The following is an 11,860-nucleotide window of genomic DNA, read 5'->3' as shown; positions in this document are numbered from 1 at the left end:
AAAAAGACTACATCCGTGAAGATGCAGCCACTTATCCAATATGAAAAAAGTCGGAAAGTCACCGCACTTCCTCACGCAGGTATTATCCTGATCGAGTTATAAGGGATCGGAGCAAAAAGCTCGCATCTCAGCCATAGTGGGCACCCCCAGTGCAGAAAACGGTATGTAGTTATACAGATTTTTGTTCAAAACAATCTGTTTTTTTTATGTGCCCCCAGTATACCCTATGAAACTATCAATGTAAATGTAGTTGCAAAATTTCCTTCTTTCGTCCATGCTTGAACCATCAGAAATAGTTGGAGGGTGCTAATTTGGATAAAATATTTATAACACGAAAACTACCAGACGAAGTAGTAAACCCATTAAGAGAAAAATTTGACGTGACGATGTGGCACAGTGATGAGATTTCGATGACCTATGATGAAATAAAATCACAAGCGAAAGATACACATGCACTTTGGACAGTACTTTCCGATAAGGTAGATCGTGCATTAATTGAAAGTTTGCCAAACCTAAAAGTAATCAGTAATTTAGCGGTAGGATATAACAATATTGACGTTGAGGCAGCGAAAGAGCGTGGAATAATTGTGACCAATACACCAGGTGTATTAACTGAAACTACAGCAGATCTTGCGTTTTCTTTACTTCTAGCTACTGCACGACGCGTGACAGAAGCAGAACGGGATCTTCGAGCAGGTAAGTGGATATCATGGTCACCAATGCAGTTAACAGGAATGGATGTATTTGGTGCAACACTTGGAATTATTGGAATGGGACGTATTGGGGAGGCAGTAGCGAGACGAGCGAAAGGGTTTGATATGAAAGTTCTCTATCACAATCGCTCTCGTAAAATCGAAGCGGAAGAACAATTCGGGTTCACTTATGTAGAGCTCGATGCATTATTACAAGAATCGGATTTTATCGTTTTATTAACGCCATTAACTGCTGAAACAAAAGGGTTGATTGGTGAACGTGAACTAAATCTTATGAAGGAAACTGCAGCAATTATTAATGTGGCGCGCGGAGGCATTATCGATGAAAAAGCATTGTATGAAGCTTTAACAACTAATAAAATTTGGGCAGCTGGCCTTGATGTATTTGAAGTAGAGCCGGTGCCACTAGATCATCCTTTACTAACGTTGCCGAACGTGACAGTATTACCACATATTGGAAGTGCGAGTATTCGAACAAGAATGGCGATGATGCAAATGAATGCAGATGATATTGCAGCTGTTTTGGAGAATAAAGAGCCAAAGAATAAAGTAATATAAAAAATACCAGATCAGAGCGATGTTAATTGCTTTTGATCTGGTATTTCGTTTTACTTGGCTATTAAAGTTATATCATTGGCTGTAGCCCAGTTGTTCAACGGTGCAACTGTGTATTTTACTCCTGACTTTAATGTGTTATCAGTAATATCGAAGATTCCGACTGCCCCTTGACGAGAAGAGAAGCGATATTGTGCTTGTACAATGCTGCCATCCTCCCCTTGCAATTGGACGCTGCGACCAGCAAATAGCTCGATACTTGGGTCTTTATCTAATGTTAGTTCGAATGATTTTTCATCGATTGCTTCTGCTGATTGGATCGTGAGTGGTGCAAATTCTTCTCCTATAAAGGTTGGATTTTTGATTTCTCCCCAATCAGATGTAACCGTATATTCTGTACCTGGCGTTAACGATTGCCCTTCTGGCAGACGGAATTTGGGTGCTTGTCTACCATCCGCTGCTTGCGTGAAAGGAATATATTTCGCTGTTATTTTTTCTCCATTATCTGATGTTATTGTCACTGTACGATCTCTTAAGGAAGAAATCACTTCATACTGATTTCCATTTTCATCTTTGTTTTCATCATCTACTTGAAAAGAAAGATTCCCTCTACCAGCTCGATATGCTTCAATAATATTAGCATAATCTGTTACACCATCTTCTTTAAAAGACTCTATTTCAATGGTGTCATTTGACACTTGCATGGTTTTACTTATATTAATTTTCTCTTCACTTGCCTCAAAGGATTGTTTTTCACCGCCTTTAAAGCTTAATGTATATGTTGTACCTGGTTTGTGAATGGTAACAGGAACGATATATGTACTTTCCGCCCCGATTTTTAGCCTAGGAACATTCACGATACTCATATCATGATCAAATTCAAAATTTTGTTTAATTGTATCCAAGTTTTCTGGATTAACATCATCCTCTGACAGTGGCTGAGAGAAGGTAATTTGTAATGTCATTGCATTTAATGGTTGTAATTCTGTAATCTGTGCTTGTGTGACGTTTTGTGTTTCCTTTTGAGGTTGCTCTTGCTTTTGATCGCTTTGCTTAGTTTGTGCTTCATTATTACACCCAGTTATTGCAAGCGTTAATCCAAGAAGTATAGGTGTTAATATTTTTGTTGATTTCATCTTGTCATCTCCTAAGTAACTAATTTATAATGCCCCTGCTTTTAACAAAATTTGTTCCAATTCTTTAAACTCTTTTTCACGAGCATGCTGTAATGGTGTTACCTGATTATTATCTGGGATGTTCACGTCAGCTCCATGATCTATGAGCAATTGAATTGTTTTCTGTTGGGTTTCATTTCCGTTATTCAAAATGATTGCTTCTAATAAAGCGGTCCAACCTAGATTATTAATATGATTCACATCAATATTAGTGCGTGTTAAAAGTTCTTCGATTACATCTACGTATCCATGTTCGGAAGCTGGAATCAAAGCAGTGCCTCCATATCGATTAGTAATGCTTGGATCAGCTCCAGAATCAATCGTCAGCTTCAGAATTTCAAGAAATCCTTCTGCGCCAGCATATAGGAAAGGATTGTTTTTCATGTCATCTTGAATGTTGACATCTGCACCCGCGTCAATTAGAAACTTCGCAGTCTTCACATCGTTGTTATAAGTTGCAATCATAATACTAGTTCGTCCGTTTGCATCCTGGACATTAATATTAACGCCATCCTTCAAAATACTTCTAATTTTATCAATCTCTCCACGGTCAGCTGCTTGAAATAATTCTTTCTCCATTTCTTCTCCCACGATTTCACTTCCCCTATCTTGTTTGATGGATCTTTCCCCTATATTTGATACACATCCTTGAAGTGTGAGAACCAATCCTGTTATTACCGCCAACCATATCTTACTTATCCACTTGGTTGGACTTCTCATTTATTTTTTCCTCCTTAAAAATATTTTTTAGACTTCTGCCTAAAATCATCCTAACCTACGATTTTAAAATCCATCTAAATAATTTCTTAAAAAAAGATAAACTTATTCATAACATTTCTTAATACAATTAAAAAAACCGTTACTAAAACCTAAGTAACGGTCGGTAGTAAAGCTTAAACATTAAAGCGATATCCTGCCCCCCAAACGGTTTCTAATAATTTTGGGTGTGCAGGATCTCTTTCAATTTTGCTACGAAGTTTACCTATATGGACAGTCACAGTAGAAACATCTGCTGCTGAATCAAAACCCCATATATTCTCATATAGTTGCTCTTTGTTCAATACTTGGTTCGGGTGCATCATAAGAAACACTAAAAGATCAAATTCTTTTGTAGTAAACGGTAAATCTTCTCCATTAATATTAACTTTTCGTGAGGATTTATCGATAGAGATACCATGTATGAATATCGTATTTGATTTGGTTGGGCTCCCGGATAAGCGTTCATAACGTGCTAAATGCGCTTTAACTCTAGCGACCAATTCACTAGGGCTAAAGGGCTTTGTTATATAATCGTCAGCTCCTAAACCGAGTCCTCGAATTTTATCGATATCTTCCTTTTTAGCGGAAACAAGCAATATCGGGATATTCTTGACTGCACGTATTTGCTTGCAAATATCAAAACCATTTATCCCTGGAAGCATGATATCTAGAATTATCAAATCATAGTTACCTTTAAGGGCACGTTGAAGACCTACATTTCCAGTATGTTCAATGTCTACATTGAAATCATTTATTTCTAAATAATCTCTTTGTAATTCGGCAATACTCACTTCATCTTCAATAAGTAAAATATTTTTCATATTATCTCCCTTTCTTTAAGGAAAAGAAAACATTCGTACCTTTTCCGAATTCACTAGTTGCCCAGATATTTCCTCCATGCTCTTCAATAATTTGTTTTGAAATCGCTAGACCTAAACCACTACCGCCTAAACGTGAATTTCTAGATTGCTCTGCTCGGTAAAAACGATTAAATACATAGGGAAGAGCAGACGGTTCTATACCTTGGCCATTATCAGCTATTTTTACAGTAATATCATTATCTCCTTCATAAAGGGAAATGGTTATACTCTTTTGATCTTTATCCATATACTTCACACTATTGTTGATTAAGTTGACCAACACTCTTTTTAACTTCTCCCTATCTGCAGTAACATACATTGGCTTGTGCATTAGCTCAACGTAAATCTGAATTCCTTCTTGGATTAATTCCAGTTGAAGTTCATCAACATAATCTCTCATATATTCCGTTAGTTCGATTGTTTCATAAGAAAATGGTTCCTTTTTCAAATCTAACTTGGAGAATAAGAATAGCTCATCTATCAAAGAATCCATGTCTCTAGCTTTTAAGTGGATAATGGATAAATATTTATCCATTTTCTCTGGAGAATTAGCTACACCATCTTTTATTCCTTCTACATATCCAATTATAGAAGTAATAGGTGTCTTTAAATCATGTGAAATATTTGAAAGAAGCTCTTTGCGATTCTCTTCATATTGCAGCTGGAGATTAACCGATTCTTTTAATTTTATTCTCATTTCTTCAAACGATTTATTTAATTGACCAATTTCATCATTGGAAGTCGTTTGGATTTCAAAGTTTAAATCTCCTGATTTTATTCGGTTGGCTCCATTTTTAAGATTAGAAAGAGGGTGAATGATGCTTCGTGAAACAAAATAGTTTAAAATCCCAATAATCATAATAAATAGAAAAAGTAGTAGACCAAATAGGATTGGAAACAACTCTCGAGCCAATTCAGCATAGGAACTGGCCTGTCTTAAGACAAAAATGCTTCCTTTGCTATTGTCAGGAAAATAAAAGTCAAACTTCACATAAGTGTAAAATGAGTGATCGATTTTTATCGAATCACGACTATTTATATTCGTTTCCTCAAATCCAGGAAGAGATTTAATCAATATATTCTCATCATCAAGTGTGGGGGAAGCATACTCAATACTGTTACCTTTTCTAACGACAAGTTCGATATCCTCTTGTTCGATTTTCTTCAACTGTTCTTCGTAAAGTAGCAGGGTAGGATTATTTTTAGCTAGTAGCTTTAAATCTAGAAACGCACTTTCTTCGACCGTCGTCAAAGGTTTTTGAACATATGTTTTTTTATAAAAATGCTCGATAGATCTAATATCCCCAGTAATCGTAAAAATAATTAGAAATCCAGCCACTAACAGTAAGGTGATAGAAATAAGTATCACTCCAACATAAGATAACAAAAATCTCATTTTAATAGACATATTTTTCACCCCTTAACTTAATTGAAGCCTATCACACAAATCTTAAAATTATATAAAATTTATATGAAAACTACATAAATATCTATAAGAAATTCTGTAGCATATTTTTTCAGTATTAATGAAAAATGCTCAAACAAAACTATATTCTTTAAAAAAGGTTCGATTAATTCGAATTACCTAACTAAATACTAATTGATAAACTAATAAATTACTTATATATATATCTATTTTCACTTAAATATGTAACTGATTATTCTAAATTGAATAATTTTGGAATGCTTTTTTTCTTGTTTTATTTGCGAAGGGTATATAAGTTTAGTAGTATTAACACTTATAAATTAGACGTACCAATTTTTTGGAAATTATGGCTGCATAATTATTTTGGTATAAAGATGATTAAAAATTACCTAAACGGGTATTAGAAGGAGGCAAGGACCGTGCGTCTAATTAAAATATAGAGAAAAGGGGAAATTTTATATGAGAAAAATGTTGGTGTTTTTTTCGTTGTGCACAATTTTAATTCTTGGTGCATGTAGTAGTGAGACAAGTAAAGATAGTATTGATGTTATTAAATTTGCAGATGCAGGTTGGGATAGTATCCGCGTTCACAATAGCATTGCACAGTTAATTATTGAAGAAGGTTACGGCTATGAAACCGAGGTTACAAGTGGTACAACTGCAGCTACTATGCAGTCACTTGAAAAAGGTGATATAAATGTCAATATGGAAGTATGGACGGATAATATTAAAGAAATCTATGATAAAGCAATTGATAGTGGAAACATTAAAAAAGTAGCAACGAACTTCAATGATAATTCACAAGGATTATATGTTCCAACTTACGTTATTGAAGGAGATCCTGAAAGAGGTATAGAACCAGTGGCTCCGGATTTAAAAACTGTTGAAGACTTAGCTAAGTATCCAGAGCTTTTCCAAGATCCTGAAGATAGTAGCAAAGGCCGTATTGTCGGTGCACCATCTAGTTGGGTTGTAAGTGAACACTTGGAGACGAAACTTGAAACATATGGACTTGACGAGCAATATAACTACTTAGCACCTGGATCTGATTCAGCTATTGTTGCGAGCTTAGCTGGTGCATACAAAAAAGGCGAGCCTTGGGTAGGTTATTATTGGTCACCAACATGGGTTACAGCAAGTTACGATTTAACGCTACTTGAAGATAATGCGTATGACGAAGCAGTATGGGATGAATCGAAAGGAACTGAATTTCCACCAAATGATGTCGTAATTGCAGTTCATGAAGATTTACCTACACAAGCAAAAGATGTGGTTGATTTCTTAAGTAAATACTCATCTAGTAATGCATTAACGGAAGAAGCTCTCAAATATATGAATGAAAATGAGGCAGAGCCTGAAGAAGCCGCACATTGGTGGATGAAAGAACATGAAGACGTTTGGACTGCTTGGGTGTCTCAAGAAGTGGCAGAAAAAGTGAAAGCAGCTTTAGTAGAATGATTCATGTTGTAAAAAATCTAACGAGTGAGGTGAAAGAGGCTGTCTCATAAAACAGCCTCCTTAGTATGACTGAATTTCCCGATATACGTATACCTATAGGAGATGGTGTGGAGAAATTTATCGATTTTTTAGCGAATAATTTCGAAGCGTTTTTTGATTTTATATTTGTAATTTCCTCGTCCATGATTAAGGGACTTGAGGGAGGACTTCTTGCCATACCGTGGTGGATCTTTATATTAATTGTTTTCTTCTTAGGTTGGTATTTTACTTCTTTGTACGGTGGAATCCTATTTTCGATTTTTATTTTTTTAATTGGAACCTTTGATTTGTGGCCAGAAACTATGACTACGGTTGCAATTGTGTTAATTTCCGTAATACTTTCACTGGTCATCGGTATACCACTTGGAATTGGAATGGCATTTAGCAAGGCAATGTCAACCATCATGCGTCCGATATTAGATGCCATGCAAACAATGCCGAGTTTTGTTTATTTGATTCCTGTCATTTTCTTCTTTCCACTAGGAAATGTACCTGCAGTAATTGCAACGATTATCTACGCATTACCCCCTGTCATCCGTTTAACGGAACTAGGACTTCGAAATGTTGACCAAGAAGTAGTGGAATCTGCACAATCTTTTGGATCATCTAGAATGCAAATGTTAATGAAAGTAGAATTACCACAGGCTTTGCCAACTATAATGGCTGGAGTTAACCAAACTACCATGATGGCGCTTGCTATGGCTGTTGTAGGGTCTATGGTTGGTGCACAGGGACTTGGAGAAAGAGTTTTATATGCGATTAACCGAATTGATATTGCGTTAGGTTTTGAAGCTGGGATCAGTATAGTTTTCTTAGCTATTATTATTGACCGTATCACAGGTGGAATTGCTAAGCGCCTTCAGAAACATAGGAGGGAAGCAGCATGACAATAAAATTAAAAATTGAGAACGTATCAAAAATCTTCGGTCCTCGACCTAAAAAGGCAATACAAATGGTTAAAAATGGTGTTTCTAAAGAAGAAATTCTTGCAAAGACAGGACATACAGTTGGTGTTTACAATGCTTCCATGGAAATTATGGAAGGAGAAACATTTGTTATTATGGGGCTGTCAGGAAGTGGAAAATCTACTTTAATCAGATGTCTAAACCTATTGAATCGTCCAACTTCAGGAGCGATATATGTTGATGGAGAAAATGTTGTGGAATACAACAAAAACCAATTAAGATATTATCGTCAGAAAAAAATAGCGATGGTATTTCAGCACTTTGGCTTGTTTAGCCATCGAACAGTGTTGGAAAATATCGAATATGGTCTTGAAATTAGAGGGATGTCAAAAACAGAAAGACTACAAATTGCTCAAAAACATCTAGAAACAGTTGGGTTAAAAGGATATGAAAATAAATATCCAGACGAACTATCTGGAGGTATGAGACAACGGGTAGGTATAGCACGTGCACTTGCTAACGATCCAGACATTCTGCTGATGGATGAGCCTTTCAGTGCACTTGACCCACTGATTCGACGAGAAATGCAGCTTGAGTTACTAGATATTCAAAATAGACTTCAAAAAACGATCATTTTCATCACACATGATGTAAATGAAGCATTTAAAATTGGTGATCGAGTTGCTGTAATGAAAGATGGAAAAGTAGAACAAATAGGTACTCCAGAAGAAATATTAGACAAGCCTGCTAGCAACTATATTTCTGAGTTTATTCGAGACATTGACCGCTCGAAAATATTACAGGCCGAGAATATCATGATGAAACCATTTGGACTAGTGTCATTAAAAGATGGTTTACAAGTAGCGGCGAAAGTTATGAATGAAAATGGTATTTCTAGTGCGTTTGTTGCCGATCGTAAACGTCAATTGCAGGGTATTGTTACAATTGATCAAGCGATAGATGGGATAAAACAGAAGAAGACATTGCAAGAAGTAATGTCAACAGATGTCAAAACGGTACGACCTGATGAATATGTACAAGATATTATTCCGCTAGTGCTCGAGTCTAAATATCCGCTTGTAGTAACAGATGAGGATAAAACAATTAAAGGAATCATTTTACGAGTACACGTATTGGCAAGCTTGATCAGTGATAATGTAGAAGAAGAGTAGAATATAATGAAGGCATAGGAACAGTTTGTTTCTGTGCCTTTTTTTAGTAATCAAGGATGATTACCTTTAAAATAAGGTTATCCCATTAGACAGGAGCTTAGATAATCGCATGAATAAGCTAAGTATGGAAAAAATGGATTTCAAGTCACTTGTCCCTTTTATAAGTAACGAGTTTAAAAAATATTTCACTAAAAATATTAAGGCTTTATATCATTATACGAATCTTGATGGAGCACTTGGAATTATTAGTAACAAAATTTTTTGGGCATCCCATATTAAGTTTATGAATGATTCAAAAGAGTATAGTCATGGATTAGAGGTTTGTGAAAGTATAGTAAAAAAACTGATCAATGAACTCCCGTTGGACAATCCTAGAAGAAGTTATTTAGAAGAGGTTTTTGCAATTTTAGAGGAACAGGATACTGATATTTTTGTTGTTTCTTTTAGCGAGAGTGGCGACTTACTAAGTCAATGGAGAGGTTATAGTAGAAGCCAATACGGGATATCTATTGGTTTTGACTTCACCTCTTTATTCGATGACTCCTTTCAATTAAGTGAACAAAGTTTCTTTCCCCGCAAAGTAATTTATGATCAAAAAGTACAAGAACGAATTATTAGGCGTATTATAGATGTAGCCTTAATAAGCGTGGAGTTGAGTGGTATGCAACCGGACTATGCACCTAAAGAGGTAGCGCGAACAATCGGGTACTTTTTGCCGCTATTTAAGCATTCCACTTTTTCTGAGGAAAAGGAATGGCGTATTATTGTGACAAACTCCAAAAGTATGCATTATCAACATGATTTAAACTTCCGCGCAAGAGACAATATTATATTGCCTTATATAGAAATGAAGATGCACAATAAAGCAAAAGAGAACAATAATAAACTACCTATAAACCAACTAATAATCGGACCATCTGGAACAAATGAATTTACTGCACGAAGCGTTAAATATTTTTTGAAAAACAGTGGCTATTCTTCTGTTCCGATTAAAGTATCAAAAATTCCTTATAGATAACGATTGGATTAAAAAATTCGAGTATAGTCATTTAATGAAAAATATTAATAAAATGGTAAAAATAAAGTGCTTTTTTATCAAAAGTACTGGAAATTGATTGAGAGGGCTTTCGTAAATGATATGAAAGTCCTTTTAATTTTGGATTATTTTGCCTTGCCGATATGTTATACTTTTAGTACATTTCACCTCTAAAGGTAGGGACTAAAGTGCTTTATTATGATAATTTTTTAGAACTATTTTACTTCTCTAATCAATATCCAGCATTCATAACAATAAAATGGAATATAACAGTTATAGGTCTAATAATAACAATGCTTATTGTTCCTATTCTAATCTATAACTTGTTTAACAGTGCTGTTAGACATCGTTCTAACTATTTTGATGCATTAACGAAGTTGCCTAATAGACGCTTTTTCGAGAAAAAGATTAAAAAAACCGATGTCCCGCAGTGCTTAGCTATTTGGCATATGCATAATTTTGAACATGTAAATAGAGAACGGGATTACCAATTTGGTGACAAGGTAATTAATCAATTGTCAATACTACTAAAAACGTTTGAAACACCTGAGATAGTACTTTATCGACTTGATGGTCATCGCTTTGCATTTCATTCCAATCATTTAGATGGGGTAAACCACCTACATAGAATAATGGAAAAGGTAGCAGAAAGTTTACAAAAACCATTTGTAATAGAAGGATATGAAATTTATCTTCCAGCAGTATGTGCTATTTCTAAAGCATATGACCTAGATGAAACGATTAATATGTACACAAATGCTCTTGCTGTCTTAAATTTTCCATCTATTGAATTTAACTATGAGATCATTCATTATGATTCAGCTATACATACCTATGTGTTTGAATTAGAAATTGAGGAAGATGTAATACAGGCGATAAAAAATGAAGAGTTATTTATTGTATACCAGCCAAAGGTTAATGGAATTACCAATGCTGTTGTTGGGGTGGAAACCTTACTTCGTTGGAACCATCCGACTCATGGTTTCTTATCCCCAGCGATTTTTATTCCCATTTTAGAAAGAAATAATCGAATTGTTCATGTGACAGATTGGATAATTGAACGAGTTTGTCAGCAAATAGCAGATTGGAAAAGAGATGGAATTACATTTAAGCAAGTAGCAATCAATATTCCTGGGCAATATGTGACTTCCCCACTATTATTGGATGTACTAAAAAGCACTTTACGTAAATATAGGGTAGAGCCACATGAAATAGAATTAGAAATTACTGAAACTAGCTTTGTGGAAAATATAGAGAACGCTATACAAGCAGTAAGCACTTTCCGCAAGGAAGGATTCTCTGTAGCATTAGACGATTTCGGTACTGGTGTATCTTCCTTGTCATATTTAAAAAAAATGCCTATCTCCACATTGAAAATTGATAAATCCTTTATAGATGGTATACCAGAATCGAAAAAAGACTCGTCCATAATGCAAGCAATAATCGATTTAGGGCATTCGTTAAATCTGGCAATCATATTCGAAGGAGTCGAAACAGAGGAACAAGTAAAATTCTTAACTACTACATGTGAAAAACCGATTATACAAGGCTATTATTTCGCCAGGCCGATGAAAGCGGATGAGCTTGTACAATGGCATAAAGAATTTTGTCCTTCATTAAATAAGAGTGTCAGGTATTAAACCTGGCACTCTTTTTATTATTTTGCCTGGAGGAGTGGTTACCTGAATTTCCTAAGACCTATGCAAGTTGCTTTTTATAATCTCTATTAATTGATTATTTTTCAAGTTGATTGCCTCTTTTT

10 protein-coding genes and 1 riboswitch are annotated in these 11,860 nt (G+C 35.2%); of the genes, 6 read left to right on the top strand and 4 right to left on the bottom strand.

Features of this window, described 5'->3' with window-relative positions; translation table 11 throughout:
• Positions 1-51 precede the first annotated feature (51 nt).
• Positions 52-158, bottom strand: a riboswitch (TPP riboswitch).
• 153 nt (positions 159-311) lie between these two features.
• Positions 312-1,271, top strand: coding sequence for a 2-hydroxyacid dehydrogenase (locus AM499_RS14860; RefSeq protein ID WP_053590943.1), 960 nt, complete (start codon positions 312-314; stop codon positions 1,269-1,271).
• A 50-nt stretch (positions 1,272-1,321) separates the two neighbouring features.
• On the opposite strand, the gene AM499_RS14855 is transcribed toward AM499_RS14860, so the two are convergent.
• The 4 genes from AM499_RS14855 to AM499_RS14840 all read right to left on the bottom strand — a co-directional run bounded on the left by AM499_RS14855 (position 1,322) and on the right by AM499_RS14840 (position 5,470).
• Positions 1,322-2,404 (bottom strand): hypothetical protein, encoded by a 1,083-nt coding sequence (locus tag AM499_RS14855; protein ID WP_053590942.1) that lies wholly within the window; start codon positions 2,402-2,404, stop codon positions 1,322-1,324.
• Between the two features lie 24 nt (positions 2,405-2,428).
• Entirely contained in the window at positions 2,429-3,163 is a 735-nt protein-coding gene (locus AM499_RS14850) for an ankyrin repeat domain-containing protein (protein WP_442853772.1), read from the bottom strand.
• Positions 3,164-3,336: 173 nt separating this feature from the next.
• Positions 3,337-4,023 (bottom strand): response regulator transcription factor, encoded by a 687-nt coding sequence (locus AM499_RS14845; protein WP_053590941.1) that lies wholly within the window; start codon positions 4,021-4,023, stop codon positions 3,337-3,339.
• 1 nt (position 4,024) lies between these two features.
• A complete protein-coding gene (locus tag AM499_RS14840) occupies positions 4,025-5,470 on the bottom strand; it encodes a sensor histidine kinase (RefSeq protein ID WP_053590940.1) in 1,446 nt (481 codons plus the stop codon).
• 477 nt (positions 5,471-5,947) lie between these two features.
• On the opposite strand from AM499_RS14840, the gene AM499_RS14835 reads away from it, so the two are divergent.
• The 5 genes from AM499_RS14835 to AM499_RS14815 all read left to right on the top strand — a co-directional run bounded on the left by AM499_RS14835 (position 5,948) and on the right by AM499_RS14815 (position 11,738).
• Positions 5,948-6,946: an ABC transporter substrate-binding protein gene (locus AM499_RS14835; RefSeq protein ID WP_053590939.1), complete on the top strand. Its 999-nt coding sequence runs from the start codon at positions 5,948-5,950 to the stop codon at positions 6,944-6,946.
• Positions 6,947-7,053: 107 nt separating this feature from the next.
• Positions 7,054-7,872 carry an ABC transporter permease gene (locus tag AM499_RS14830; RefSeq protein WP_331457252.1) on the top strand — a complete coding sequence of 273 codons (819 nt, stop codon included), beginning with the start codon at positions 7,054-7,056 and terminating at the stop codon, positions 7,870-7,872.
• Positions 7,869-9,062, top strand: a complete 1,194-nt coding sequence (locus tag AM499_RS14825) for a quaternary amine ABC transporter ATP-binding protein (RefSeq protein WP_053590937.1) — start codon at positions 7,869-7,871, stop codon at positions 9,060-9,062. The genes AM499_RS14830 and AM499_RS14825 overlap by 4 nt, the downstream gene beginning before the upstream one ends.
• A 109-nt stretch (positions 9,063-9,171) precedes the next feature.
• A complete protein-coding gene (locus tag AM499_RS14820) occupies positions 9,172-10,080 on the top strand; it encodes a DUF2971 domain-containing protein (protein WP_053590936.1) in 909 nt (302 codons plus the stop codon).
• Between the two features lie 206 nt (positions 10,081-10,286).
• Positions 10,287-11,738 (top strand): putative bifunctional diguanylate cyclase/phosphodiesterase, encoded by a 1,452-nt coding sequence (locus AM499_RS14815; protein WP_053590935.1) that lies wholly within the window; start codon positions 10,287-10,289, stop codon positions 11,736-11,738.
• Positions 11,739-11,860: the final 122 nt, after the last annotated feature.

Source organism: Bacillus sp. FJAT-22090, from assembly GCF_001278755.1.
Lineage (GTDB): Bacteria > Bacillota > Bacilli > Bacillales_A > Planococcaceae > Psychrobacillus.
This window is presented reverse-complemented; position numbering and strand designations above follow the sequence as displayed.

What these genes read in the sequence shown, in the direction of transcription:
- AM499_RS14845 (WP_053590941.1), bottom strand. Translation starts at nt 4,023, where the DNA reads ATGAAAAATATTTTACTTATTGAAGATGAAGTGAGTATTGCCGAATTA.
- AM499_RS14855 (WP_053590942.1), bottom strand. Translation starts at nt 2,404, where the DNA reads ATGAAATCAACAAAAATATTAACACCTATACTTCTTGGATTAACGCTT.
- AM499_RS14850 (WP_442853772.1), bottom strand. Translation starts at nt 3,163, where the DNA reads ATGAGAAGTCCAACCAAGTGGATAAGTAAGATATGGTTGGCGGTAATA.
- AM499_RS14835 (WP_053590939.1), top strand. Translation starts at nt 5,948, where the DNA reads ATGAGAAAAATGTTGGTGTTTTTTTCGTTGTGCACAATTTTAATTCTT.
- AM499_RS14840 (WP_053590940.1), bottom strand. Translation starts at nt 5,470, where the DNA reads ATGTCTATTAAAATGAGATTTTTGTTATCTTATGTTGGAGTGATACTT.
- AM499_RS14820 (WP_053590936.1), top strand. Translation starts at nt 9,172, where the DNA reads ATGAATAAGCTAAGTATGGAAAAAATGGATTTCAAGTCACTTGTCCCT.
- AM499_RS14825 (WP_053590937.1), top strand. Translation starts at nt 7,869, where the DNA reads ATGACAATAAAATTAAAAATTGAGAACGTATCAAAAATCTTCGGTCCT.